This window comes from Brenneria goodwinii, assembly GCF_002291445.1.
Taxonomy (GTDB): Bacteria; Pseudomonadota; Gammaproteobacteria; order Enterobacterales; family Enterobacteriaceae; genus Brenneria; species Brenneria goodwinii.
Map to the genome: position 1 here is coordinate 961,150 of NZ_CP014137.1, position 24,120 is coordinate 985,269.

Sequence of the window (24,120 nt, forward strand, 5' to 3'; positions counted from 1 at the left end):
CCCGGAGTGGAAACATACCGAAGGAGCGAGAAAAAATGGCTAAATTTTTGGTTTTGTATAAGTGGACCCTCAATGAACAGGACATCAAGATCAGGCCGGATGACCTGAGCCTGGATGTCAGCCGCGCCAAAGGCAAAATAAGCGACTTCGATCGCAATGCGATTGAAGAGGCGGTAAGGATCGTCGAGGCGCAGGGCGGCAGCGTTGATGTCCTGACTTATGGCACCGAGGCGCTTAAGCCGTCTCTGAAGGATGTGCTCTCCCGCGGCGCCGACAAGGCGTATTGGGTCGCCGACGCCTCCGCCGAGACGGCCGACGCCACGGTAACCGCCAAGGTGTTGGCGGCCGCCATCCGCAAGATCGGGCCTTACGACATCATCGTGACCGGTGAAGGCAGTTCGGATCAGTTCAATCAGCAGACGGCTCCCCGTCTGGCGGCGCTGCTCGGTCTGCCTTGTCTGACGCTTGTCCACAAGCTGGATGTCGACGGCGAGACGGTCAGCGTGACGCGCAAATTGGCCGATTGCACCGAACAGGTGGTCACGAACGGACCAGTGGTGGTCAGCGTGTTGTCCGATATCAATCAACCGCGCATTCCCAGCCTGAAACAGGTTCTGGGGGCCGCCAAGAAACCCAACGAAGAGATCGCCGTGAGCGCTCTCGATTTGTCGCCGGCGGATTTGCAACCGAAGGCGGTTCGCCGTTCGGTCAAGGGGTTCGTGATGACCCGCAAGAATGTGGTGTTCAAAGAAGCCAACCCGGCGGACTCCGTCGCCAAGCTGGTGGCCAGCCTGGCCTCCGAAGGTCTCATATAGAAGAGCGATGACGATTATGACTGGAATTTTCCTCTTTTCCGAAACCCCCTTGCTGGCCAAGCAATTATTGACCCCGGCGCTTGAGCTGAAGCGCTCGCTCGGACAACCGATTACGGCGCTGGTGCTTGATGCCGCCAATGCCGACGATTTGGCGGCGCTGGGCGCCGACCGGGTCTTGGTTTTGCAATCCACCGCAGGCTGGGTCGAAGGGCTTGGCGACGCGGTCTACGATCTCGTCAAGGATGACGTCTCGGTGCTGTTGGTCGGCGGAACGCAGCGGGGCAAGCATCTTGCCGCCCATGTCGCCGCCAAACTGGATGCCGGGTTGTCCACCGATGCCAAATCTCTGACCGTCGAGGACGGCAAACTGGTGACGTCGCGCGTTCTTTATGCCGGATTGGCGGTGGTGGTCGATGAACTGACATTCCCCGCCGTCGCCACCATCCCGCCGCGCAGTTTTACGATACCGGAGGCCGCGGCGACGGCCGGCAGCATCGAAACCATCGGCGTCATTGACGACGGCCGGGTGTCGATCGTCGAGACGACGCCGACCGAAAGCTCGGGGGTCGACATTTCAACGGCCAATAAGCTGGTGTCGGTTGGCCGGGGCTTCGCCTCGAAAGACGATCTGTCGCTCGCCGAAAGCCTGGCCGCCAAGCTGAAAGGTGAAGTCTCCTGTACGCGCGGAATTGCCGAGGACGCGCATTGGTTGCCTATCGAACGTTACATCGGCATCAGCGGTCAGACCGTGAAGCCCGATCTTTATCTTGCCGTCGGATTGTCCGGTCAGGTGCAGCATATGGTTGGCGCGCGCGAATCGAAGGTCATTGTCGCCATCAACAATGACGAACGCGCGCCGATTTTCGAAGCCGCCGATTACGGGATCGTCGGTGACCTTTATACCGTGCTGCCACTGCTAGACACGGCAATCGACAACTGAGGCGACGATGTCAGAAGATAAGTTCGATGCGATTGTAGTGGGGGCCGGTCCGGCGGGGTCGGCCTGCGCCTACACCCTCGCGAAGGAGGGGCGCAGCGTCCTCCTTCTCGAACGCGGCGCTACTCCCGGCGCCAAGAATGTGTCCGGCGGCCGTCTTTATACCTATGCGCTGGAGCTGGTGGATCCCGGCCTTTATGAGCGCGCGCCTTTGCAGCGCAAGATTATTCGCGAACAGGTCATGCTGCTGAACGCCGGGGGCGCCACCACCGTCGATTATTTCGATCCGAGCTTTGGCGCCGATGTGCCTCAGTCCTATTCGGTGATCCGTGCCGATTTGGATGAATGGTTCGCCGGTGAAGCGGAGGCTCAGGGCGCGATGCTTGCTCCCGGCGTTCTGGTCGATGATTTGATTGAGGAGGGCGGGCAAATCGTCGGTATCCGAACCGGTGAAGACGAGATGCGGGCCGATGTGGTGGTGGCCGCCGACGGCGTCAACTCGCTGCTCGGCCAGAAAGCCGGCCTGTTTCCCGATGCCAAGCCGCATGCCGTCGGAGTTGGCGTCAAAGAGACCATCGAACTGCCCGATAGCCTGATCAGCGCCCGTTTCGGCGTTCAGGACGGCGAAGGCGCCGCGCGGGTGGCGATCGGCTGCACGAACGGCATTTCGGGCGGCGGTTTCCTGTATACCAATAAAGGCAGCATTTCCCTTGGCATCGTCTTTAATCCCGTACAGGCCGGTCGGCAGGAACGCCATATTCAGGACATTTTCCAGGATTTCAAAATGCATCCGGCGATCTTGTCCCTGATCGACGGCGGTATCAGCATCGAATACGGCGCTCATCTGGTTCCCGAACTCGGATTCCACGGCATTCCCAAACGGTTGTCCCGTCCGGGGCTAGTGGTGGTGGGCGATGCGGCCCAATTCGGCATCAACACCGGCGTGATCATCCGCGGCATGGATATGGCGATCGTCAGCGGTCTGGCGGCGGCGCGGGCTCTCATCGCGGCCAAACAGCCGGCCGATGTGGAGCGGCTTTATCAGCAGCAGCTTGAGGAATTATTGCTGATCGCCAATCAGAAGGCCTACCAAAATTTTCACGGTATCTTCGAAATCCCGCGCATCTTTCACGAGTATCCCAATCTTGCCAACGACGCTATGCGCTTCATGTTCCGCGTCGATGGCAAAACGCCCAAACCGATGTTCAAGGGAATATTGGAAACCATTAAACGCAATGTCTCATTCGGACGGTTGGCGGCCGACTGCTGGAAAATATACAGGCACCTATGACGATTAAACGCTTAAGCCCGGAAGACCTTCTCGCCCTCGACAGATTCGGGGTCGATGAAGGCAACCCTCATATCCTCGTCGACAAGGCGATTTGCGCCACCTGTAAGGGACGCGTTTGCCTGATTGTTTGTCCCGCCCGTTGCTACCGGTTGAAAGACGGCGAGGTGAATTTCGAATATGCCGGCTGTCTGGAGTGCGGCACCTGCCGCATCATGTGCAGCGATGGCGGCGTCACCAGTTGGAATTATCCCCGCGTGTCTTTTGGCGTCACTTTCCGCTGCAGCTGATGGGGGGGAAGGGGTTCATGGAAGGCTGCCGGGGCAAGACGGGTATTCCCGACCTCGTTCCTGTCATGTCCCTCGGTGCATGACTTTAAATAATGGAGGCAATACACATGACTGATATCGTCATCGCCAGCGCCGTTCGAACCCCTATAGGCGCGTTTATGGGGAGCTTGAGTTCACTTTCCGCACATGCGCTGGGGGCCATAGCGGTTCGCGAAGCGCTGCTACGCGCCAATACGCAACCAGATGAGGTGACCGAGGTCATTCTCGGCCAGGTGCTGACCGCCGGTTTGGGGCAAAACGATGCCCGCCAGACCGCCATTGCCGCCGGGATCCCGCAAGAAAAAACCGCTTTCGGCATTAATCAAGTGTGCGGCTCAGGCTTGCGCGCGGTGGCGCTGGGGTATCAGGCCATCGCGATGGGCGACGCCGACATCATGCTGGTCGGCGGTCAGGAGAGCATGAGCCAGTCAGCCCATGTATCCCTTTTGCGTAAGGGCCACAAAGTGGGGCCAATCGAGTTGGTCGATACCATGATCCAGGACGGTCTGACGGATGCGTTCCACGGATATCCGATGGGCGTTACCGCTGAAAACATTGCCAAACAGTGGCGATTGACCCGCCAACAACAGGATGCTTTTGCCGCGGTTTCGCAGCAAAAAGCGGAAACCGCCATCAAGGAAGGTAAATTTACCGACGAGATCGTCCCGGTGACGGTTTCCGGCCGGAAGGAGGATGTGGTGGTCGACACCGATGAATTTCCCCGGTTCGGCACCACCGTGGAAACGTTGGCAAAACTCAAACCGGCTTTCACCAAGGACGGTACGGTGACTGCGGGCAATGCGTCGGGCATCAATGACGGCGCCGCCGCATTGGTATTGATGACGGCGGAGAATGCCAAAAAGCGCGGTATTACCCCTCTGGCTCGCATTGTGTCGTGGGGAACCGCCGGCACCGATCCCGCCATCATGGGGACAGGTCCGATTCCCGCCAGTCGATTGGCCTTGAGCAAGGCGCATTGGTCGGTGGCGGATCTTGATTTGATTGAAGCTAACGAGGCCTTCGCCGCCCAGGCTATGGCCGTCAACCAGGAAATGGGGTGGGACACGGATAAGGTCAATGTCAATGGCGGCGCTATCGCCCTGGGTCATCCCATCGGCGCATCCGGCGCCCGTATCCTTATCACTTTGGTTCATGAAATGCGCCGGCGCGGAGCGCGCAAGGGACTGGCCACGCTGTGTATCGGCGGCGGAATGGGAATCGCTATCTGCGTCGAAGCGCTGTGATTGCAGCGCTACGCCATGGTCGCCCGACGGTCAATTACAACAAAATGAATAAATACGGTGTGTTGGGTGAATAGCGGTTGTGCTTGATATCCGCGCGCGTCATACAGCGTCAATTTCCGTTGCCGTTGATGACCAAAAATGATGCGGAATATGAAACGCCGCCACAGTTGGTGGCGGACGATGGGAGAGTCTATTCATGACACACATAAGCAATTCCTCCATAGCATTAAACGCGGCGCATATTCGCTCTATCGGCGTTATCGGCGCGGGGCAGATGGGCAGCGGCATTGCCCAGGTAGCGGCCGTCAGCGGCTTTCAGGTACGGTTGCTGGACATCAGCGAAGACGCGATTAAAAAGGGAATGGATTCCATTGCCAAAGGCCTTGAAAAACAGGTCGGCCTCGGTAAATTGCCGCCCGAAGCCAAAACAGCGGCGCTGGCCGGGATCGCGACCGGTACCGACTACGACATTTTCTCTGATACCGATTTGGTGATCGAGGCGGCGTCAGAAAATGAAAGCATCAAAAAAGCGATCTTCGGCAAACTTTGTTTGGTGCTGCGGCCCGACGCGCTCATTGCTTCGAACACCTCCTCGCTGTCGATCACTCGTCTGGCATCGGCAACCGATCGCCCCGGTCAATTCATCGGCCTGCACTTTATGAATCCCGTTCCGGTGATGACGTTAGTCGAGCTCATCCGCGGTATCGCCACCACCCCGGCAACCTACTCCGTCATCCTCGACCTGGTCGGCCGATTGGGCAAGACGGCCGTCAGCGCCGAAGATTTTCCCGGATTCATCGTCAATCGCATTTTGCTGCTGATGATTAATGAGGCGATCTACGCCCTCTATGAGGGCGTTGGATCGGTCATCAACATCGACAATGCCATGAAACTGGGGGCCAACCAACCGATGGGGCCTCTCGAATTGGCTGACTTCATTGGTCTTGATACATGTCTGGCGATTATGCAGGTGTTGAATCACGGATTCGCCGACAGCAAATATCGCCCATGCCCGTTGCTGGTAAAATATGTCGAGGCCGGTTGGCTCGGACGCAAAACGGGGCGCGGTTTTTATGACTATTCCGGCGAAAAGCCGCAACCGACACGCTGAATATTACCTATCAACAATAGCAATAGAGAAGTCATGCTATGAACTACGAGAATCTAATTGTTGAAATCAAAGGTCATGTCGCTCTAATCAGGTTAAATCGGCCAAAGGCGCTGAATGCCCTGTCGAGCGGCCTCATTGCAGAATTAGTCAAGGTGCTCGACGGCGTCGAAGCGGATGACGAGATCGGCGCCATTGTCATTACCGGCAACGAAAAAGCCTTCGCCGCCGGCGCAGACATCAAAGAGATGATGGGGAAAACGTTCACCGAATGTTATCTTTCTGATTATATTACAAAATGCAATGACCAAGGCCGCGTCATCGAAGGGTGGGACGCCATCTCCAAAGTGAGAAAGCCGGTCATCGCCGCCGTAGCCGGATATGCGCTTGGCGGCGGCTGTGAGATGGCAATGATGTGTGATTTCATTCTGGCTGCCGACACCGCCAAATTCGGACAACCGGAAATCACGCTGGGCATCATCCCAGGGAGCGGCGGCACCCAACGTCTGACCCGTTTTATCGGCAAATCCAAAGCCATGGAGATGGTGCTTACCGGCCGGATGATGGGCGCGGACGAGGCGGAGCGTTGCGGATTGGTCAGCCGCGTTGTCCCCGCCGACGAATTGCTTGATGAAGCGCTCTCCGTTGCCGAATGCATCGCATCGAAGAGTCGCCCGTCGGTGCTTATCGCGAAAGAATCGGTTAATCGCGCCTACGAAACCACTCTGGCCGAAGGTTTGCGCTTCGAAAGACGCATGTTTCATGCCCTGTTCGCTACCGAGGATCAAACGGAGGGGATGGCCGCTTTCGCGGAAAAGCGCCGGCCAAACTTCAAGAATAAGTGATCATTGAATTATTGCGCAGTGACGGCGTGCGCGATGGCCGCAAGAGCCAGTGGATCAAACCCTGGAGGCAAACAACGTCTGGCCCGGATCAATTATCCGCTGGCGTATTCAATGCTTTCATCGCGGTTTCCACGATGCCGAGAAGTTCGCCGCGTTCGGCGCCGTCTTGGGCCTGAAGGGAAATGCCCAGGATGATGGTGGCGAAATAGACGGCCAGTCGTTCGCTATCGGTATCGGCGGCGAGTTCGCCGTCTGCGACCCCGCGTTCAAGCCGCTGGGCGATCAGCCGTGCCGTATGGCGCCGTAGCTCGCGCATGTGATCGCGCAAAGGGGCATGCTGTTGCTGGCAGTTGACCAGCCCCAGGCTGACCAAACAGCCGCCCGAAGAGGGACTGGACAGCGCGGTGTCCAGGCTCGCCAGCAGCATGGCCTTGACGGCATCGCGTACGTTGCCGGTCTCGGCAAGCGCCTTCATGCTGGCCGAGCCGGCCGTCGAGAGATAAAGCTCGAGCGCCTCTCGGTACAGCGCTTCCTTGGAGCCGAAGGCGGCATAGAAGCTGGGCGGGTTGATGCCGATGGCGGCCATCAGTTCGGAAAGCTGGGCGGCCTCATAGCCTTTAGCCCAGAAAATCTCCATCGCGCGTTGCAGAGCGGTATCGCGATCGAAGCTGCGGGGGCGTCCACGCGCCATATGGTTTCCTTTTTGTAAAAGTGACTACATAATTATTGACGACGCTTGCGCGTTTGCTAATATTGTAATCCTTATTACATAAATGGAGCAAGCGCATGTCTGACCTTTCCGAGGCCCGTATTGAAACCGTTCGCCGCTACTTTCGCGAAGTGGATGCGAAGTCCCCCGCGTTGCTGGATTTATTCACCGATGATGTCGAGTTCTTTTTCCCCAAGTTCGGCGTGATGCGCGGCAAGGCTGCGCTTGCCCGGTTTGCGGCGCGCATCGCCAAAGACGCGGCGCAGCTGAACCACGACATTGACGGGTTGGTCTTCACCGTCGACGGCAATCGCATCGCCGTGGAGGGTCGCGAGTGGGGCGTGACGGCGGATGGCCGGGCGTGGCCCGATGGCGAGATTTCGCAAGGGCGCTTCGCCAATGTCTTCGAGTTTGACGGCGCGCTGATCAAGCGAACCTTCATCTACGTCGATCCCGATTTCACCAGCGAGGACCGCCGGCGTGTGGCGCTGTATCACGGCGAGTCTCCCTTCGCGACGCCACGCGAGATTGCTTCACTGTACTTCGAACGATGGGCGGCGCTGTGGGCCACGCCGGACGATCCGCAGGCGTTGGCGGCGATCCTCGAACTGTTTGCCGAGGACGTGGACTGGGACATCCCCGGAGATCTGGACGCGGTGCCGTGGATCGGCCCGCGCCGCGATCGCCAGGCGGTGGGCGCTTTCCATACGGAACTTGCCGCGCAGATCGCGCCGGAACGATTCGAGGTGCGGCGAATCCTGGCTGACGACGAGGAAGCGGTGGCGGTCGGCGAACTGGCTTCCCGGGTCAAGGCCACCGGCCTGCGTATCACCTCGCCCTTTGCCTTCGTACTGACGGTTCGCGATGGCAGGATCGTCCGTTACCGCTTGCTGGAGGACAGCCACGCCGTTGCTGTTGCGGCATCGGGGCAGAACGCCTAGACGACGCTTTCCTTCCTACCTGTCCTCGCCTCATTGGCAATGGATGCATACCGGCCGCTGCAGTCTCAGGGCGGCTTATCCGTTTTATGATTCAGGTCTTAACCCTGTGCGGATAAATATGGCATACTTGCATGAAGTAACTGAACTGTTTAGTTATTTTGGCAATTACCGGCATCCGTGAGTTCAGTAACACGAAGGGGAGTGTATGAGAGTATTAACAGAAGAGCGGCGACAGGCCATCATTACCGCAGCGGCGCAGCTTTTTCAGGAGATCGGTTATGAACGTGCGTCGATGGATGCCGTCGCCAGACGCGTGGGGGGCTCGAAAGCAACCCTTTATAACTATTTTACCTCGAAAGAGGAGCTTTTTGAAACGGTCGTACGTCTCTACAGCGCTCGTTTTATGACGGATGCGGCGGCTTCACTGACGGAGCCCGGTTTTGAGTCGCTTTCCCTGGAGCAAAAACTTACCCGATTTGGTGAGCATATGCTTCAGGTTCTCACCGGTAATAACCAGGCGTTGCAGATATACCGGGTCGTGGTAGGAGAGGCCGGACATTCCGATATCGGTACTTTGTTTCGCGAGTCCGGCATCCGGCAGAGTATGGAAAAACTGGCGCAGGTGATGGCCAACGCGATACAAAAAGGGGAACTGGGGGATGGGGATCCGATGTACCGCGCAATGCAGTTCGCCACCCTGGTAAAAGCCGAGACCGAGGCTTTACTCTTTCAGCGTGAATTGCCGCGATATACCCCGGCGCAGATCCGGCAAATGGTCAGGAACGGCGTCCAGTTGTTCCTCTATGGCGCGGTACCGCGGGCAGACGGCAAGAACTAGTTCAGTACCGCACCGGATGTCATTTAAGGGATTTATCCATGTGCTCAGCGTGGACAGGTTTCAGCGCCTGCCGCCGACCACCGTGTTGCGGTGGTCGCAATCTGAATAGCCATCCGCGCCAGGAGATCCTGCCAGGCGGTAAACAGCTGCGTATAATCACCCGCCGCATTTTGTGTAAACTGGCTGCTGCATACGATCCGGCTTCGTTGCCCTGCGCGTCGGGTCGACAGGCTCCAGGTCGCCTCAAGGATGGCGGCATGTCCCGGCCAACTATCAAAGCGTCTGATCTGCACCAGTATTCGCACCACCGGCTTATCCTCTTCGCGGGCCAGCCCGGAGACATCCTGCGTTCCCAAGCGTTGTGTGATTTGCGTCGACAATGCCGTCTGGAGTTCGTCGCTCAATGGGCTTAGCCAGCGGTCATTGTCGAGTACGGTAACACTGCTGTCTCCCCCTCTGAGCACCACATTCTGTCTATCCAACTGCGCCGGCACCCCGACAGGGAGCATTTCAATCACAAAAGGCGCCGGCGTGGCGGGGCCGCTTAGCGGGGTGGGGCTGACCAGCGTATGATAGCGGACCTGCGGTGATGAGCAGGCCGCCAGAGACAGCATTACGCTGATGACCAGAGGCCGTAGCGTGATCCTCATCAGTGTTTTCCTCCAGTAGAAACTGGCCGTGAACCGTCAGTTTCTGGTATGGCTGAGTCTGCAGGCCGTCCCTGCAATAAGGACTCAGGGTGGCGACCGAGCTGGTCGCTCAGGCTGCGTACGGCGCGCAGGGTGCGGGTCGCTTCCTGGAGCGTCTGCATGAAATTAATCAATAAGGGTGAATCTTCCGCCAGCAGATCCTGGGCATTTTCCGTGGTCTTCTGTGTTTGTTTCATCAGGCTGTTGGCGGCAGGCAACGTCTGGTTGTTAACCGTCCTGAGCGTTTTACTGAGTTCCCCCAGGCTGTTGTTCAGATTATTGCCGATGGATTCCAGCGGCATTTTATTGATTTTCGTGACTATTCCGGCCATCTGTTCCTGAATTTTGTCGAGCCCGCCGTTGACGGTCGGCAGGCGCAGCGGATGATCGGTTATGTCAAATGCCGCTTTGGGCGCGTCAGGAACAAAATCGATAGAGATATACAGCTGTCCGGTCAGGAGGTTGCGGGATGCCGCGCGAGCGCGCAGGCCATGCGCGACCAAATCGCGGGTGAAAATAGCCGTCTCATGGGCAACATTGTCTGCGGTGGTTTTTGGCAGCTTCTCCAGCACGTGGCCCATGCGGGATGGATAAATCTCAATGCCCACTATGGTTGGGAAGCGATAGCCGTCCGGGTTATAGTCCAGACTGACGGAAACCACTCTGCCGATTTTTACACTGGAGAATTCCACCGGAGCCCCGACGGCTAGGCCATGTACGGCGCTTTCAAAACGCAGTTGGAAAGGTAAGGCGGGGCCGTCGGCCGGCGCCATTGCGCTATCCCGGTCGGGCGCCAGGGTAAATGTAGCCGGTTGCTTTTCTGCCGGGGCTAAACCTGTTTCCGGCGTGGCGAAGGCGATACCGCCGGCAATGATGGCGGCGACGGTCTGGGTTTTTAAATGAAAACCGTCGCCTCCCACGGAAAGATCAACCCCGCTGACATTCCAAAAGCGGGAATCTGAGGTGACTAGCCGATCGTAAGGGGCTTCGATAAATACCCGCAGCTCCACGCCTTTACCGTCTTCACGCAGCCGATAGGAGGCAACCCGCCCCACCTGAACCCGGCGGTAGTAAACCGGTGAACCGGTATCCAGCGAGCCAAGATCGTCAGTCTCGATGATATACTGGCTGCCCGGCGTATCACTGATGATGGCCGGCGCGATTTCAAGGCCGGTAAATTCCATGCGGGTGTCGGACGCACCGCCCCGATCCACTGCGATATACGCACCGGAAAGCAGAGTGTCGATACCACTGACGCCGCTGACGCCTATTCGCGGTCGGACAACCCAGAAACGCGTGTCGGAACGGGTCAGATTCTGTGCGTTTTTTGCCAGTTGCACTCTGACCAGCACCTGTGAGTCATCGGGGCTGAGGGTGATGTCCTTCACCAGTCCGACCGTGACGTCTTTGTATTTGACGGCGGTTTTTTCGGTTTCCAGTCCGGATGCGCTGCGAAAGGCGATGGTAATTTCAGGCCCGGCGGACAGCCGGGTCTGAACCAGCATTGAAACGGCAATCAGCAGCGCAATGGCAGGAACCAGCCAGATAAGGGCATGACGCCAGTGCCGGTGCGTCAGGAGCGGATCGCCAGGTTGCCAACCTTTCATTCATCACCTTCCCAGATTAATTTTGGATCAAAACTCAGAGCCGACAGCATGGTCAGTATGACCACCAACGCGAAGAACAGAATGCCGGCCCGAGGTTCGGCTTGGCTTAGCGAATGGAACCGGACCAATCCGCAGACCACCGCCACGACCACCACATCCAGCATGGACCAGCAGCCGATCCACTCGGTGATGCGATACAGACGGGTGCGTTCACGCCGGGCCCAGGAACTTTTACGGCCAGCGGTGACCAGCAGTATGCTCAGTGACAGAAATTTCATACAGGGGATCACCACGCTGGCGATAAAGATAATGGCGGCGATGCCGTATGAGCCGCTGCGCCAGAATTCGAGCACGCCCGACAGAATGGTGCTTTCACTGCCCCGGCCGAACAGGCTGGTGTACATCACCGGCAGGACGTTAGCGGGAATATAAAGAATCATGGCGGCAGCCAGCAGCGCCCAGGCGCTATTGAGTTTTTTCGCCTGTCCGCCATCCAAAGGGGAGTGGCAGCGCGGGCAATGTCGGGTCTCGCCCGCATGGGGTTGCGCGTCACAGACCAGCCCGCAGAGCGGGCAGCCGCGAACCTGTATTTGACGGGCAAAAGGGGGGTTATTCATGATGATTATCTTCGCGGATATGCAACAGCGTCCATAGCGGGCGTAGATCTCGACGGGTGACAATAATAATGAGCACGGTGGATGCCGCGAGCGCCCAACCGCCGGGGGCGGGAGCGACCTCCAGCAGCGAGGACAGCTTGACGGCTGCCACCAGAAATCCCAGCACACCGACTTCCACCATACTCCAGGGGCGCAGCCATAATAGCGCTTTCATGATGGCGATAAACCCCGGCGCCGGGCGGCGGTAGCGGGCAAACAGCAGTAGCCAGGCCAGCAGAATAATCTGCAGAAACGGTGCTGCAATCAGCAGAAAAACGGTGCACAAGGCCAGCAGTGGCAACGCGTCTCCTGGCGATAGCGCCCATGCGGCCTGCCAGAGCGTAACGTCACTGGTTACGCCATGAAAGCCGACGCTCATCACCGGATAGAAACAGGCGATGGAAAAGGTGACGGCGGCGGCTACGGTAAGCGGCAACGCGCGGTACAACTCGTTGCCGTCGCCCTGCCGGAGGATGGCCTGGCAGCGTGCGCACAGTGCTGTTTTGCCGGCTGTATACGGCCGATAGCGGTATACGCTGTCGCACTGCGGGCAGACGGTCAGATGCGGGTATATTTTCATGTTAGGCACTGAGAAACCAGCTGTGATAAGCGATAAAAGGGCAGCCGCGTATCGGCTGCCGCCTTGTTCAATGGTGACATTCAGTCACCCTGTTGCCCTGGTGTGGCGTTTTACCATCGGGGCAAAGGGTGGCGGAACTGAACCACGCTTTGCCCGGATACTCAATGGTCAGAAGCTGTAACTGAAGCCGGCGGAAACCATGCCCACACCGTCTTTATCTACCATCGGGCTGTTTTTCACTTCATCAGGCAGCGCCTCATAGCGGGCGGAGACAAAGGTCACCCACGCCGGGGTGACGTGGTAACGCACCGCCAGTTCTGCATAAGGCGTAAAGCTGTCTCCTGGTTCATAGGCGGCCAGCCCACTGCGGCGGGATTCACTCTGGCTGACGCCGAAATAATATTTGTTCTGGTCTTTGCTGTCCCAGCGCACGCCCACTTTAGGCAGGATCTCCCAGTCATTCAGCTTTATCGGATACAGGTAGGCGGCATTGGCGGAAATGCCGTCGCTGTTATCCAATACATCGCCGGCAACGGAGGCGTTGAAATGCCCGAAATCTGTACGCAGGGTATATTCCACCCCGGCAACGGCGGTTGAATCACGTCTGTCCAGCTGTTTCATCCGGCGATCGTCACTGTCTTTGGGCCTGAACTGGCGTGGGTCATAGGCTGCAAAAACATCAAACTGATTGACATCATCCTTCCACAGATGCACCCCGCCTTTTATGCCACGAAAAAACAAATAATCACTCTCATAACTAATCACCGGGAAAGGGAATACGGTGGGATCCGTTTCGCGATAAGGGCTTTCTGCGACCCCGGCGGAAAGTCCCAGAGACCAGTCATCGGCCAACGCAGGCGCCGAGCCGAATACGGGAAGTAAAAGCAACGCATGATATTTCCGAACAGAAAAAGTTTTCATCGTGTCATCTCTTTACGCTTGAGTTAGTTAATTTTGAGGTCCGAACCGGAGCTACTTCAATATCCCGGCAAGTTCTTCAGCCCCTTTATCGATCCCCACTTCCGCAGCGCTAAGCGAGCCGACGCTGGCAGAAACATTCATGGCGTTCGGGTACTGTTTGGCGACATAGGCATGCAGCAACTGGTTGGTCGACGCGTCGTAAACTTCGACGGCATAATTCACCGAGCCACTGAACATCCCCTGACCACCGCGGATTGACTGTACTATGTTGTAGGGGCCGCCGGCGAGGTCGAATTTGGTAACCGTGCCCACAACCTGCGTTGTGGTATCGGCCCCGGTCAGTGTTAACTTCAGACGCAACGCCTCGGGGGCGGGGGAAGCGATCTCCCTGAAACGCGGACGCAATTCTTCTGCGAACTTTTTCTGCATGTAGTCGGCAAGCTGCTGGCGGTCTGATGGTTCCATATCACCGAACTGGTTATCCGCACCCTGATAGAGAATCACCGGATCAATGATGATGCTGTTGTATTTTTTCCAGTCCACCTGTGGGGCATAGCGATAAGGAATACGGTCAGCGTTATCACTGGTATTGGCTGTAAGTTTTGCCGCCGAATCAATACCGGCATAACGCACGGGCTGATTGCTGGAACAACCGCTAACCAGAATGGCAAGGGTGATTAAAGCTGGGCATGCGGCCCGGGATAACGTCATCATCTGAAAATGTCCTGTAATAGTTAGGGGGAGTTGCACAATTATTTCCAGCTTTCAACGCCATCATGGGCAATAGAGAGCGGCGTATTTATCCCAGAAAAGGCCGTCAGGCAAAGCGTGACATCTCGGATATCGATGCTGTATAACTGTACGGGATAGTTTTGATTATGGCGATTTATCTGTCAACAAAATGTTTCATAATTTAATTTCATGTCTGACTAAGGGGTTGGGGATGTATGAAAACGAGGCAGAATATTCCGGTTGAGTACCTCATCGCTAAAGCGAGCAAACAGCTTCAGCACTGTGGCGGCAGGGCGTCGCCATTCCGGCTTGGCTGCCCGGATCGGTTGCTCCGAACGCATGGCGTCTAACCATTTTGCGCATCCTTAAGTACCGTAAGCCATACCACGATTTGGAGCAGTCCCGTTCCGGAGGATTGCTATCACGTATTGATAATTGTTATGTTATAACGTTTCCATTTGGAGAATCATCTACGTCGCCTTCTGAAAGGCCGCAATGCGCCTGACCGTTAATCAGCCGCAGGTAGCTGACAGGCTTCGGCGGGCGCGCAAGCCACTCAGAGCGCCTTTATCTTGTTTAAAGGTCTGGAACTGGCTGGATTTAACATGCCGATGCCGATGCAGTGTGCTCTGGCATGGCTGATGAGGATGGGATAATTAACCGACTTGAAACCCTGAACGCCTATGTTGCCTGTACGCAGGACGGGTTGCCGCTGAGAGAAGATGAATGGAAAGAGTACCACTGACGATCCTGAACGGTTTTCTCGGTGCCGGAAAAACCACGCTGTTAAAGAGTTTGCTGACGCAGGCTCATCGGCAGCAGCTTCCTGTGTGCGTTATTGTTAACGATATGAGTGAACTGGATATCGATGGCGTCCTGATCGCCGGTACAGAAATCGTCGGGTCGAAACAGCACAATTTTGTCACTATTTCCGCTGACAGTATCAGCAGCGCCAGCGGCATACAGAAACTGGATGCCGCGCTGAAACAGTTGCTGTCTCACCCGCGTCCAGCCCATATTTTGCTGGAAACCTCAGGCAGCAGTCATCCGCTGCCACTGGTGAAGTATCTGCGCGATCACCCGCAGGTCAGTCTTAAGGGGCTGTTAACCCTGGTGGATACCGTGATGCTGCATGACGATTTTGCTGGTGGTGAAGCGTTTCTCAGTGCGTGGCGGGAGAATCTGCGGCATGGCCGCAGGGGAACGGCAAACTTGCTGGCTGAGCAGGTGTTGTTTTGCAGCCATCTGCTATTGACCAAAAACGATCGCCTGCCTGTTTCTCAGGTCACCGCCCTGGCGAAGAACCTGCACTCCATCAATCCCTATGTCTCCGTGATGGCCGTGCCGTGGGGCAATCTGCAACTTGCTGAAGTCATCGCGATGCCGGATTACGATTTTCACCGGGTGACGACGCTGATCGAAGAACTGGAAAACGAAATCGCAATGGTTCCGGGGCAACCTTACGGCATTGAAGCCCGTGTGCTGGCGGATGATCGGCCTTTCCATCCCCAGCGTCTCTGGGATACCTACCATCAGTTTCTGGGGGCCGGAATACACCGCAGCAAAGGTTTCTTCTGGTTGCCGAGCCGGGATGATTTGGCTCTGTTGTGGAATCAGGCGGCGGGCAGTATCAGCCTGGAGTTTGTCAGCTACTGGAAAGCGGGCGTGCTGACTCATGATGATCCGTTGCTGACGCGGGAAGAGCGTGAAGCACTGCGCCAGCAGTTACATCATCAGTGGCCTGGACGTTTCGGCGATCGACGTTGCCGCCTCACGATTATCGGACAGCGCAGCGAACTGGATCGGTTTGTTGATGCGCTGAAATGTTGTTTTCTGACGGAGGCGGAAATTGGTCATTGGGCCGAAGGCGGAACGTTCGTTGATCCATGGCCCAGACGTGTGGCGCGGCGGCAACCGTGAGTTATCGGCCCAGACCGCGTAACTGTGTGCAATAAGGGCAATTACAGCCATTAACGGAAACGGCATCGCAGATGCCTGGCTGTAGCGTTTTCACGTCCATGGCGTGAAATGATGCGAATGCGATGCTGGCGCGGGTTGCCGCTTCAGTTTTGCCCGTTTGCTCTGACGGGATCTTGACCGTGAAGGCCTGAGCTTTGACCGCGCACAGTGAGAGAATCAGCAGAGAGAGTGGATGTTTCATCGAACAGTCCTCGCAAAAAAGAAATATTGCCAGCAGGCATGACTATCGCTGCGGAGATTGATATTGCTGAATACTACTCCGCTTGTGTGGATAGATGAATGCGCGCGGTATGAAAAAACCGTCATTAGAAGAAAAAAACGGATCCTGGCGATATCGCCGGACGGATCGGCAGCAGGCGTTCTTCGCCTTGTTGAAGCAGGAATCGACTGCCGAGTTCTGGCCCGTGCCGGCAAATCTGCACCCGCCGGAGTAACAACGGTTGAAGGGAATATCCTCGATCCGTCTTCGCTGGTTGTTGCAGTGGAAGGCGTCGACGCCATCGTTCACCTGGCCGTCGTGCTCACAGCAACAGACCGACTATACGCAAGGGGTGGCTGGTCTTCTGAATACCAGCGATGGCAAGCTGTTGAACCTGAATAATATCGGGAATACTCCCCTGGCCGAGAAGGTGAAAACCAAGGCGTGTGATCTGGTATTAAACAAAGTGTTATTTCCTGATAAATGTCCTCTTTCTAAGGGCCGGTTAATTGGCCCTTATATTTTCTCTGTCGCTAGTGCGAAAATGAGATCTCAACATCTTCCAGCGTTTTACCGCTTTCAGGGGCGGCGGTGATGACCAGACGTTCGTCACTGCGGCATCTTATCAACGATATGATCGCAGTAAAGAAAGCGCTGCGGATGCAAAAAGTGTTACGCACATGTGAGATAGAGCGTGAGTGAAGGCGTGGGCTTGAATACAAGCCCGACGGGCTACTGGCTCATATTTAAAATGGTACGAACATTACGTGCACTGGTTGCAATAATATCAATTACGCCGGTGCGCAACGCACCCATAATCGCCATTGCTTTGGTATTTTCAGAAGCGATAGCGATGACGCAAGGGATCTGTCTCATCTCTTCAACACTCAGGCCAATCACGCGGTTATCCATGACGGTGTTCACATGCTCACCACGGGAATTGAAGAAATCGTAACCGGCAATATCGCCGATTACACCCTGAGTAAGACTGGCATCGTTAATCTCCTGCGGAGTGAACCAGCCCAGCTTCACCATATAGCTTTCTTCATTCATATCGCCAATTCCCACCAGCGCGATATCGGCTTTACGTGCGCGGTCGAGCGTTTCCTTAATGGTGCCGTTTTGCAGCAGCAACTCTTTTAACCGTATGTTTTCAACGTAGGCCGGGGCGTACAGTGATTCGCTACTACCGCCAAACTTTTTCGCCAGAAGGCGGCTGATATGATCGGCGTTGATGATATCACCTGGCCGGTGAGTCCCGCCGATGCCACAGATAAAGCGGCAATCACGCTCCTGAATGGTGCCGGAAAACTCCGCCACCGCGGCCACATTGCGGCCTTGTCCAACCGCCACCACGACATTATCTTTCAACATATTATTGAGATGGCTTGATACCAGCGTGGCAACCTGACGACGCTGATCTTCTTCGTCGTTATGGTCCAGCGCGATAAGCGCGCGGGTGATGGGAAAGCGTTCTTTTAACTGTTTTTCGAGTTGTGTACTGAAAATCGGGTGGTAACGGACGTTGATCTCGACAATCCCTTCTTCTTTTGCTCGTTTTAGTAAACGTCCGACCTTAATACGGGAAAAGCCAAATTTATTAGCAATCTCCTCCTGCGTCACCTCATCACAGTAGTAGGCGACAGCAATCTCGGTGAGTAACTCATATTCCTGGGACGCGCTCGATTTTTCCATTCGGCCGCTTTCTCCATGTAGTAGATTAATGTTTAGGGCGTGAACATTTGCTAAAAGTATATCAGAAATGTTTTTGTCTCAAGCACGGTGAGCGCGACGGGGCTGCCATGTCGCCCCGTCACATGTATCAGAAACGTAACTCAGTTTCCTGAGTGGCTGGTGATGATTTTCTGCGCCTCATCAAGAATCGACGCGAAGGCTTGAGGCTGGTGTGCGAAACGTCCGAGGAAAATCCCGTCAACATCTGGCCACAAACGGCTCAACAAGCCGGGGCCAGCGCTTCCTCCGTAAATAACCTGAAACTGTGGGCCGTAATATTGATGCAAATGCGCGCGCAACGCCTTACAGACATGCCGAATATATTCATCGCTGGCAGGTTGCGGCGCGCCAATAGCCCACTGCGGCTCCCAGGCGAAAATCGCCGGGGGCAGGGGCGTCTCCTCGCGATGCGCCAGCAGCGCCTGCACCTGGTTAATGGCGAAAATGGCGGCATCTTCGGCGCTCATCTGCCGATCTTCACCGATACAAATGACCGGGGTGAGACAACATGCAAAGGCTATATCAATTTTCTGATTGATGATTTCCGTTGTTTCGCCGAAGTGGCGGCGACGCTCGGCATGACCAAGTTCTACATAGCGGCAGCCCATTTCCTGCAACATCGCCGCACTGGTCTCGCCAGTCCATGCGCCGGGTGGAGCGGCGCAGATATTCTGCGCCCCCGTTGCCATAGCCGTACCGTTAAAGTATTGCAGCGCCACCGCCACCGCAGGCATGGCGGGAAAGGTGAACAACTGCAATTGCGCGGTCAACTCCGCCGGTTGCCGGCGCAATATGTCAGCGACCTGCCGGCACCAGTTCTGCGTTTGCCGATAGCCAAAATAGGTTTTATGACTGGTGCCGATGACCAGATTCAGGGACATACGTTCTCCCGGGTCTCTTTTGTTTCGGTTTTATCGGTCATACAGGCGCTCACTGCGGTGATGATCATCGCCAGCGATACCGCGCCTGGATCTGGCGTCCCGAGACTGCGCTCCGCCAGTGGACGTGCGCGGCCAATTTTAGGTAACAGCTGTGCGGTATCTTTCGCGCTCTGCTGTGCCACCTGCTCAGCCTTGCGCCAGACGTCCGTGAGGGATAATCCTTCGTCGGCCGCCGCACTCAGCGCCTGGCTAAACGGGTGCAGCACATCGACCAGCGTTTTGTCGCCAGGCTTGGCTTTGCCAAAGTGCATCACCCCGGAGCAAGCCTGTGATACCGCCAGCGCAACCTGCGCGGCATCCGGTTTTTCGTTGTTTCCGATAGTGATGCCCAGCGTATTCAGAATAACGCCCCAGATTGCTCCGGACGTACCGCCAGCTTCATCTGCCCAGGCGTCTGCGGCGGATTGCAGTAAAGTTCCGGCCCCGGCGCCTTGTTCCTGCGCATTTTTCGCGGCGATGCGCGCAGCGACAACCCCGCGTTCCATACCGATACCGTGGTCGCCATCGCCGGCCACGGCGTCAATGCGCCCAAGCTCTTCGGCATGATCAATAACGGTTTGCGCCACGGCGTCAATCATCTTCATGACCTTGACGGCGGCTTCTCTCGATGCCGGGCTGCCCTGCGGAATTTTTACCGCGCCGCTTTGTTCCAACTGCAACGGATCGAGCGGTTTGTGCGGAAGTACGGAACCGCGGCTAAAGGCTGGCGTGGTGGCGGGAGCGAGCCACAGGGCTTCCAGCTCGTCATCAAACCAGACGAAAGTCATCGACATCCCGGCCATATTGAAGCTGGTGACAAACTCGCCGATCTGGACATCGGCAATCACCACTTCCGCATCCTGCAACCGCTGTTGAACGTCATGCCAGAATACGAACAATTCTTCATACTTGACCGAGCCAAGGCCGTTAATAATCACGCCCAGGCGCGCACCTTTGGTTTGTGAGATGGCTTGCGGACGCTCTTCCAGCAGGGTGTCGGTCAGCATACGCGCCAGTTCGCTCGACGATACGGTGTCCAGTTCGCTGATGCCCGGTTCGCCATGAATCCCCATGCCGAAGCCCATTTTCCCTTCCGGAACGGTGAATAACGGATGTTCCGCGCCGGGGAAGGTACAGCCGCTAAAAGCCAGACCCAGTGAGCGGGTTTGTTCATTGGCGCGGCGGGAGATGGCCAAGACATCGGCCAGCGAATCACCGCGTTCAGCCGCGGCGGCAGCGGCTTTAAACACCACCAGATCCCCGGCCACGCCGCGGCGTTTCTCTTTTTCAGCGAGAGGCGCGCTGGAAACATCATCGGTGATGGCGATGGTTTCGCAGGGAATGCCTTCGGCGCGTAAACGTTCGCAGGCCAGACCGAAATGCAGAACATCACCGGCATAGTTGCCGAACATCAACAGTACGCCGCCGCCGTTATTGGCGGCGCGCGCAACGGAGCAGATTTGCTGGGCGGAAGGAGAGGCGAAAAGATTGCCCATTGCCGCACCGTGGGCCAGCCCCTGACCTACCAGCCCGGCGAACGCGGGATAATGCCCTGACCCGCCGCCTACGACGATAGCGACGCCGCCCGGTTTACTTTGGGTATTACGCACCACGCCGCCAGGAACCTGCCGCACCATTGAGGCATGCGCACTGACAAAGCCCGCCACCATTTCTTTCGCGAAGTCTGACGGTCGGTTAAAAATCCAGGTCATTTTTTCTTCTCCAGATGATGTGCATTTATTACCCCAGCCGCCATTTCTGGCCTTTGTATAACCATCACAAATGAACGCTAGCAGATCACTTGAATCAATCAAATGTTCAGTGGGTGTATTTGTGATCATGGTCGTGATTTGATGAATAAAGCTATTTTTTGCGTATTTCCCCCTTTTTAAGCCGCGTTTTTCTTGCTAAACATTATTACATGCGAACATGTAGTGAACTTTAGTTCGGTTTTGCGATCGGGAATCCCAGCCCAAACCAATCACATGAGCAATTACTGATCATAAGTTCAATGCGAACACTGTAATCCATGAGGTAAAAAATATGTTGAAAGTCGCAATCGGTGCGGATGACGCCGCTACCGGACTTAAAAACCTGGTGAAAGAACATCTGGAACAGAGAGATATTGAGGTCGTCGACTTTAGCCACGACGTGGCAGGCAATGACCAAATTTATCCGGACATCGCCTTCAATCTGGCTTCTGCGATACGCGAGGGCACATTTGAGCGCGGGATTTTGTTTTGCGGTACCGGTATCGGTATGGCGATTGTGGCCAATAAAGTTCCCGGCGTTCGTGCGGCGCAATGTCATGACGTTTACTCGGCCGAGCGCGCCCGCAAAAGCAACAATGCGCAAATCATGACGCTGGGCGCTCGCGTGGTGGGGAGCGAGCTGGCGTTAATGCTGGTCGACGCCTGGCTTGCCGCCGAGTTTGAAGCCGGGCGTTCCGGGCCGAAGGTGAAACGTATCGATTATTACGAAACGCTCATTCACCCGGACGATGCGGCCCGAGTAGATAAATAAAGGAGCCATCGCGATGACTATTCTGGAAAAACTCAAAGAAGTGACGACTGTCGTTGCGGACAGCGGCGATATTACCGCTATTCGCGAATATCATCCGGAAGACGCGACGACTAATCCGTCACTCATTTTGAAAGCCACCGCGCAGCCGCTTTATCGCCCGCTCATCGAGCAGGCCATTGCGTGGGCCTGCGCGCAGGGCGGCACGGCGCAGACGCGCCTGATCAACGCCAGCGATAAACTGGCGGTTAACATTGGCCTGGAATTGCTGCGCCAGGTGCCGGGCAAAGTCTCTACCGAAGTTGACGCCCGCCTCTCCTTTGATCGTGGTTTATGCGTGGCAAAAGCGCGCAAGCTGATTCGTCTGTATGAAGAAGAAGGTATCGATCGCTCTCGCGTGCTGATCAAACTGGCATCGACCTGGCAGGGGATCAAAGCGGCGGAAGAGCTGGAGCGTGAAGGCATCCACTGTAACCTGACGCTGCTATTTTCATTTGCGCAAGCGCGCGCCTGTGCCGAAGCGGGCGTATGGCTGATTTCACCGTTTGTCGGGCGAATATACGACTGGTATCGCGAGCATAATCTGCTGGGAGATGAAGACCCGCAAAACGATCCGGGCGTTATCTCCGTCCGCAATATATATGATTACTACAAGAAACACCGTTACCCGACGGTGATTATGGGCGCGAGCTTCCGTAAAACGGAACAGATTATCGCTCTGGCCGGATGCGATCGCCTGACAATTGCCCCCGCGCTGTTGGAAAAGCTCAACCAGATGGACGGCGATCTCGCTGTTGCGCTGGTGCCTCCGCTGAAAGGCGAGATACCGCCGTCGCCGCTGACCGAAGCAGAGTTTTACTGGCTGCACAATCAGGATCCGATGGCTGTCGATAAGCTGGCTGAAGGTATCCGTTTATTTGCTCAGGATCAGGAGAAACTGGAATCGATGCTGAGCGAACTGCTGGCAAAACAGGAGGCGGCGAATGTCATCGCGTAAGACGCTGGCTAATGCTATTCGTGCGCTGAGCATGGATGCAGTACAGAAAGCCAAATCCGGCCACCCGGGCGCGCCGATGGGGATGGCCGACATTGCCGAGGTGCTGTGGCGTGATTTCCTGAACCACAATCCGCACAACCCGTCCTGGGCCGATCGTGACCGCTTCGTGTTGTCCAACGGTCACGGCTCCATGCTGATTTACAGCCTGCTGCACCTCACCGGCTATGACCTGCCGATGTCTGAGCTGAAAAACTTCCGCCAGTTGCACTCCAGAACGCCGGGACACCCGGAAGTGGGTTACACCGCCGGAGTGGAAACCACCACCGGGCCGTTGGGGCAGGGGATTGCCAACGCGGTGGGGATGGCGATTGCCGAAAAAACGCTGGCGGCGCAGTTCAACCGTCCGGGCCACGACATCGTCGATCACTTTACTTACGCCTTTATGGGCGACGGCTGCATGATGGAAGGCATCTCGCACGAGGTGTGCTCGCTGGCCGGTACGCTGAAGCTGGGTAAACTGGTGGCGTTCTACGATGACAACGGTATCTCCATCGATGGTCACGTTGAGGACTGGTTTACCGACGACACGGCGCAGCGTTTCGAAGCCTACGGCTGGCACGTGGTGCGCGGTATTGACGGCCACGATACTGAAGTGATTAAACGTGCGCTAGAAGCGGCCCGCGCGGTGACCGAAAAACCGTCGCTGCTGATGTGCAAAACCATCATCGGTTTAGGTTCGCCGAACAAGGCCGGCACCCATGACGCCCACGGCGCGCCGCTGGGCGACGCGGAAATCGCTCTGACCCGTGAAGCGCTGGGCTGGAACCACGCGCCGTTCGAGATCCCGTCTGACATCTACGCGCAGTGGGATGCGAAAGAAGCCGGCCAGGCGAAAGAAGCGGCCTGGAATGAGAAATTCGCGGCCTATGCGAAGGCGTTCCCGCAGGAAGCGGTTGAATTTACCCGCCGTATGGAGGGTGACATGCCGGCTGACTTCGACGCGAAAGCGAACGAATTCATCGCTAAGCTGCAGGCTAATCCGGCGAAAATCGCCAGCCGTAAAGCATCTCAGAATGCGCTTGAAGCGTTCGGTCCCTGGCTTCCTGAGTTCCTCGGCGGTTCCGCTGACCTGGCGCCGTCTAACCTGACCCTGTGGTCCGGTTCTAAGCCGATTAACGAAGATACCGCGGGTAACTACATCCATTACGGTGTGCGCGAGTTCGGTATGACCGCTATCGCGAACGGTATCTCCCTGCATGGCGGTTTTCTGCCGTACACCTCCACCTTCCTGATGTTCGTGGAATATGCCCGCAACGCGGTGCGTATGGCGGCGCTGATGAAACAGCGTCAGGTGATGGTCTACAACTGGTACAAATACGTGGGCCTGAACGGCGCCATCGTGGGGATGACCACTTTCGGTGAGTCGGCTCCGGCAGAGCAACTGTTCGCGCTGTACGGTTTTACGGTAGAAAACGTGGTGGAAAAAGCGAAAGCGTTGCTGACGTAAGTCAGCCTCCGATCGCTCTGGATG

The 24,120-nt window shown here is 56.5% G+C and carries 25 protein-coding genes and 1 pseudogene; 15 read left to right on the forward strand and 11 right to left on the reverse strand.

What is annotated here, in order from left to right; genetic code table 11:
- Positions 1-35 precede the first annotated feature (35 nt).
- The 7 genes from ACN28R_RS04210 (at position 36) to ACN28R_RS04240 (ending at position 6,566) form a co-directional block, all read left to right on the forward strand.
- Complete coding sequence (locus tag ACN28R_RS04210; RefSeq protein ID WP_095833682.1) at positions 36-815, forward strand: electron transfer flavoprotein subunit beta/FixA family protein; 780 nt, start codon at positions 36-38, stop codon at positions 813-815.
- A 7-nt stretch (positions 816-822) separates the two neighbouring features.
- On the forward strand, positions 823-1,755 hold the full coding sequence (locus ACN28R_RS04215) for an electron transfer flavoprotein subunit alpha/FixB family protein (protein WP_197088992.1): 933 nt from the start codon (positions 823-825) through the stop codon (positions 1,753-1,755).
- A gap of 7 nt (positions 1,756-1,762) precedes the next feature.
- Positions 1,763-3,043 carry an FAD-dependent oxidoreductase gene (locus ACN28R_RS04220; RefSeq protein ID WP_095833683.1) on the forward strand — a complete coding sequence of 427 codons (1,281 nt, stop codon included), beginning with the start codon at positions 1,763-1,765 and terminating at the stop codon, positions 3,041-3,043.
- Positions 3,040-3,330, forward strand: a complete 291-nt coding sequence (locus ACN28R_RS04225; RefSeq protein ID WP_072065864.1) for a ferredoxin family protein — start codon at positions 3,040-3,042, stop codon at positions 3,328-3,330. The genes ACN28R_RS04220 and ACN28R_RS04225 overlap by 4 nt, the downstream gene beginning before the upstream one ends.
- Positions 3,331-3,437: 107 nt before the next feature.
- Positions 3,438-4,613: an acetyl-CoA C-acetyltransferase gene (locus ACN28R_RS04230; RefSeq protein ID WP_095833684.1), complete on the forward strand. Its 1,176-nt coding sequence runs from the start codon at positions 3,438-3,440 to the stop codon at positions 4,611-4,613.
- Positions 4,614-4,809: 196 nt separating this feature from the next.
- On the forward strand, positions 4,810-5,724 hold the full coding sequence (locus tag ACN28R_RS04235; protein WP_095833685.1) for a 3-hydroxybutyryl-CoA dehydrogenase: 915 nt from the start codon (positions 4,810-4,812) through the stop codon (positions 5,722-5,724).
- A gap of 38 nt (positions 5,725-5,762) precedes the next feature.
- Positions 5,763-6,566: an enoyl-CoA hydratase gene (locus ACN28R_RS04240; protein WP_048638287.1), complete on the forward strand. Its 804-nt coding sequence runs from the start codon at positions 5,763-5,765 to the stop codon at positions 6,564-6,566.
- An 88-nt stretch (positions 6,567-6,654) separates the two neighbouring features.
- On the opposite strand, the gene ACN28R_RS04245 is transcribed toward ACN28R_RS04240, so the two are convergent.
- Positions 6,655-7,257: a TetR/AcrR family transcriptional regulator gene (locus ACN28R_RS04245; RefSeq protein ID WP_220701760.1), complete on the reverse strand. Its 603-nt coding sequence runs from the start codon at positions 7,255-7,257 to the stop codon at positions 6,655-6,657.
- 95 nt (positions 7,258-7,352) lie between these two features.
- Here ACN28R_RS04245 and ACN28R_RS04250 point away from each other — a divergent pair, with 95 nt between their 5' ends.
- Together ACN28R_RS04250 and ACN28R_RS04255 are read left to right on the forward strand one after the other, a co-directional pair.
- Entirely contained in the window at positions 7,353-8,216 is an 864-nt protein-coding gene (locus ACN28R_RS04250; RefSeq protein ID WP_095833686.1) for a nuclear transport factor 2 family protein, read from the forward strand.
- Positions 8,217-8,421: 205 nt separating this feature from the next.
- The gene (locus ACN28R_RS04255; protein ID WP_095833687.1) at positions 8,422-9,054 is read left to right on the forward strand and encodes a TetR/AcrR family transcriptional regulator; all 633 of its coding nucleotides are present in this window, start codon (positions 8,422-8,424) and stop codon (positions 9,052-9,054) included.
- Positions 9,055-9,098: 44 nt separating this feature from the next.
- On the opposite strand, the gene ACN28R_RS04260 is transcribed toward ACN28R_RS04255, so the two are convergent.
- The 6 genes from ACN28R_RS04260 to ACN28R_RS04285 form a co-directional block, all read right to left on the reverse strand.
- Positions 9,099-9,704, reverse strand: coding sequence for a PqiC family protein (locus ACN28R_RS04260; RefSeq protein ID WP_095833688.1), 606 nt, complete (start codon positions 9,702-9,704; stop codon positions 9,099-9,101).
- Positions 9,704-11,350 carry a PqiB family protein gene (locus tag ACN28R_RS04265; RefSeq protein ID WP_095833689.1) on the reverse strand — a complete coding sequence of 549 codons (1,647 nt, stop codon included), beginning with the start codon at positions 11,348-11,350 and terminating at the stop codon, positions 9,704-9,706. The genes ACN28R_RS04260 and ACN28R_RS04265 overlap by 1 nt, the downstream gene beginning before the upstream one ends.
- Positions 11,347-11,967, reverse strand: coding sequence for a paraquat-inducible protein A (locus ACN28R_RS04270; protein ID WP_048638292.1), 621 nt, complete (start codon positions 11,965-11,967; stop codon positions 11,347-11,349). The genes ACN28R_RS04265 and ACN28R_RS04270 overlap by 4 nt, the downstream gene beginning before the upstream one ends.
- A complete protein-coding gene (locus ACN28R_RS04275) occupies positions 11,960-12,586 on the reverse strand; it encodes a paraquat-inducible protein A (protein ID WP_095833690.1) in 627 nt (208 codons plus the stop codon). Before ACN28R_RS04275 ends, ACN28R_RS04270 begins: the two co-directional genes overlap by 8 nt.
- Before the next feature lie 168 nt (positions 12,587-12,754).
- Entirely contained in the window at positions 12,755-13,507 is a 753-nt protein-coding gene (locus ACN28R_RS04280) for a MipA/OmpV family protein (RefSeq protein WP_072065865.1), read from the reverse strand.
- Positions 13,508-13,558: 51 nt separating this feature from the next.
- Positions 13,559-14,221, reverse strand: coding sequence for a DUF3313 domain-containing protein (locus ACN28R_RS04285; protein WP_095833691.1), 663 nt, complete (start codon positions 14,219-14,221; stop codon positions 13,559-13,561).
- Positions 14,222-14,965: 744 nt separating this feature from the next.
- On the opposite strand from ACN28R_RS04285, the gene ACN28R_RS04290 reads away from it, so the two are divergent.
- Complete coding sequence (locus ACN28R_RS04290) at positions 14,966-16,159, forward strand: CobW family GTP-binding protein (protein WP_095833692.1); 1,194 nt, start codon at positions 14,966-14,968, stop codon at positions 16,157-16,159.
- Position 16,160: 1 nt separating this feature from the next.
- Here the strand turns inward: ACN28R_RS04290 and ACN28R_RS04295 are convergent, their stop codons facing one another.
- Complete coding sequence (locus ACN28R_RS04295) at positions 16,161-16,400, reverse strand: hypothetical protein (RefSeq protein ID WP_095833693.1); 240 nt, start codon at positions 16,398-16,400, stop codon at positions 16,161-16,163.
- Between the two features lie 109 nt (positions 16,401-16,509).
- On the opposite strand from ACN28R_RS04295, the gene ACN28R_RS04300 reads away from it, so the two are divergent.
- On the forward strand, positions 16,510-16,653 hold the full coding sequence (locus tag ACN28R_RS04300; protein ID WP_236840182.1) for a hypothetical protein: 144 nt from the start codon (positions 16,510-16,512) through the stop codon (positions 16,651-16,653).
- Between the two features lie 90 nt (positions 16,654-16,743).
- Positions 16,744-16,890, forward strand: a pseudogene (locus tag ACN28R_RS04305) (DUF2501 domain-containing protein); the annotation flags it as partial.
- Positions 16,891-17,150: 260 nt separating this feature from the next.
- Here ACN28R_RS04305 and ACN28R_RS04310 read toward each other — a convergent pair.
- The 3 genes from ACN28R_RS04310 to ACN28R_RS04320 form a co-directional block, all read right to left on the reverse strand.
- Positions 17,151-18,113, reverse strand: coding sequence for a sugar-binding transcriptional regulator (locus tag ACN28R_RS04310; protein WP_048638309.1), 963 nt, complete (start codon positions 18,111-18,113; stop codon positions 17,151-17,153).
- A gap of 140 nt (positions 18,114-18,253) precedes the next feature.
- Positions 18,254-19,033, reverse strand: coding sequence for a triose-phosphate isomerase family protein (locus ACN28R_RS04315; RefSeq protein WP_095833694.1), 780 nt, complete (start codon positions 19,031-19,033; stop codon positions 18,254-18,256).
- The gene (locus tag ACN28R_RS04320; RefSeq protein WP_095833695.1) at positions 19,024-20,784 is read right to left on the reverse strand and encodes a dihydroxyacetone kinase family protein; all 1,761 of its coding nucleotides are present in this window, start codon (positions 20,782-20,784) and stop codon (positions 19,024-19,026) included. Before ACN28R_RS04320 ends, ACN28R_RS04315 begins: the two co-directional genes overlap by 10 nt.
- Before the next feature lie 331 nt (positions 20,785-21,115).
- Here ACN28R_RS04320 and rpiB point away from each other — a divergent pair, with 331 nt between their 5' ends.
- From rpiB to tkt, 3 genes are read left to right on the forward strand one after another with little or no spacing between them, the layout of a single operon-like run.
- The gene (gene rpiB / locus ACN28R_RS04325) at positions 21,116-21,595 is read left to right on the forward strand and encodes a ribose 5-phosphate isomerase B (protein WP_048638312.1); all 480 of its coding nucleotides are present in this window, start codon (positions 21,116-21,118) and stop codon (positions 21,593-21,595) included.
- A 13-nt stretch (positions 21,596-21,608) separates the two neighbouring features.
- Entirely contained in the window at positions 21,609-22,589 is a 981-nt protein-coding gene (gene tal / locus ACN28R_RS04330) for a transaldolase (RefSeq protein WP_095833696.1), read from the forward strand.
- Complete coding sequence (gene tkt, locus ACN28R_RS04335; protein ID WP_095833697.1) at positions 22,576-24,096, forward strand: transketolase; 1,521 nt, start codon at positions 22,576-22,578, stop codon at positions 24,094-24,096. Before tal ends, tkt begins: the two co-directional genes overlap by 14 nt.
- The last annotated feature ends 24 nt before the right edge of the window (positions 24,097-24,120 follow it).

What these genes read in the sequence shown, in the direction of transcription:
- tal (WP_095833696.1), top strand. Translation starts at nt 21,609, where the DNA reads ATGACTATTCTGGAAAAACTCAAAGAAGTGACGACTGTCGTTGCGGAC.
- ACN28R_RS04280 (WP_072065865.1), bottom strand. Translation starts at nt 13,507, where the DNA reads ATGAAAACTTTTTCTGTTCGGAAATATCATGCGTTGCTTTTACTTCCC.
- ACN28R_RS04300 (WP_236840182.1), top strand. Translation starts at nt 16,510, where the DNA reads ATGAAAAAACCGTCATTAGAAGAAAAAAACGGATCCTGGCGATATCGC.
- tkt (WP_095833697.1), top strand. Translation starts at nt 22,576, where the DNA reads ATGTCATCGCGTAAGACGCTGGCTAATGCTATTCGTGCGCTGAGCATG.
- ACN28R_RS04225 (WP_072065864.1), top strand. Translation starts at nt 3,040, where the DNA reads ATGACGATTAAACGCTTAAGCCCGGAAGACCTTCTCGCCCTCGACAGA.
- ACN28R_RS04275 (WP_095833690.1), bottom strand. Translation starts at nt 12,586, where the DNA reads ATGAAAATATACCCGCATCTGACCGTCTGCCCGCAGTGCGACAGCGTA.
- rpiB (WP_048638312.1), top strand. Translation starts at nt 21,116, where the DNA reads ATGTTGAAAGTCGCAATCGGTGCGGATGACGCCGCTACCGGACTTAAA.
- ACN28R_RS04235 (WP_095833685.1), top strand. Translation starts at nt 4,810, where the DNA reads ATGACACACATAAGCAATTCCTCCATAGCATTAAACGCGGCGCATATT.
- ACN28R_RS04310 (WP_048638309.1), bottom strand. Translation starts at nt 18,113, where the DNA reads ATGGAAAAATCGAGCGCGTCCCAGGAATATGAGTTACTCACCGAGATT.
- ACN28R_RS04215 (WP_197088992.1), top strand. Translation starts at nt 823, where the DNA reads ATGACGATTATGACTGGAATTTTCCTCTTTTCCGAAACCCCCTTGCTG.
- ACN28R_RS04250 (WP_095833686.1), top strand. Translation starts at nt 7,353, where the DNA reads ATGTCTGACCTTTCCGAGGCCCGTATTGAAACCGTTCGCCGCTACTTT.
- ACN28R_RS04230 (WP_095833684.1), top strand. Translation starts at nt 3,438, where the DNA reads ATGACTGATATCGTCATCGCCAGCGCCGTTCGAACCCCTATAGGCGCG.
- ACN28R_RS04210 (WP_095833682.1), top strand. Translation starts at nt 36, where the DNA reads ATGGCTAAATTTTTGGTTTTGTATAAGTGGACCCTCAATGAACAGGAC.
- ACN28R_RS04290 (WP_095833692.1), top strand. Translation starts at nt 14,966, where the DNA reads ATGGAAAGAGTACCACTGACGATCCTGAACGGTTTTCTCGGTGCCGGA.
- ACN28R_RS04285 (WP_095833691.1), bottom strand. Translation starts at nt 14,221, where the DNA reads ATGATGACGTTATCCCGGGCCGCATGCCCAGCTTTAATCACCCTTGCC.
- ACN28R_RS04255 (WP_095833687.1), top strand. Translation starts at nt 8,422, where the DNA reads ATGAGAGTATTAACAGAAGAGCGGCGACAGGCCATCATTACCGCAGCG.
- ACN28R_RS04315 (WP_095833694.1), bottom strand. Translation starts at nt 19,033, where the DNA reads ATGTCCCTGAATCTGGTCATCGGCACCAGTCATAAAACCTATTTTGGC.
- ACN28R_RS04265 (WP_095833689.1), bottom strand. Translation starts at nt 11,350, where the DNA reads ATGAAAGGTTGGCAACCTGGCGATCCGCTCCTGACGCACCGGCACTGG.
- ACN28R_RS04220 (WP_095833683.1), top strand. Translation starts at nt 1,763, where the DNA reads ATGTCAGAAGATAAGTTCGATGCGATTGTAGTGGGGGCCGGTCCGGCG.
- ACN28R_RS04245 (WP_220701760.1), bottom strand. Translation starts at nt 7,257, where the DNA reads ATGGCGCGTGGACGCCCCCGCAGCTTCGATCGCGATACCGCTCTGCAA.
- ACN28R_RS04260 (WP_095833688.1), bottom strand. Translation starts at nt 9,704, where the DNA reads ATGAGGATCACGCTACGGCCTCTGGTCATCAGCGTAATGCTGTCTCTG.
- ACN28R_RS04295 (WP_095833693.1), bottom strand. Translation starts at nt 16,400, where the DNA reads ATGAAACATCCACTCTCTCTGCTGATTCTCTCACTGTGCGCGGTCAAA.
- ACN28R_RS04270 (WP_048638292.1), bottom strand. Translation starts at nt 11,967, where the DNA reads ATGAATAACCCCCCTTTTGCCCGTCAAATACAGGTTCGCGGCTGCCCG.
- ACN28R_RS04240 (WP_048638287.1), top strand. Translation starts at nt 5,763, where the DNA reads ATGAACTACGAGAATCTAATTGTTGAAATCAAAGGTCATGTCGCTCTA.
- ACN28R_RS04320 (WP_095833695.1), bottom strand. Translation starts at nt 20,784, where the DNA reads ATGACCTGGATTTTTAACCGACCGTCAGACTTCGCGAAAGAAATGGTG.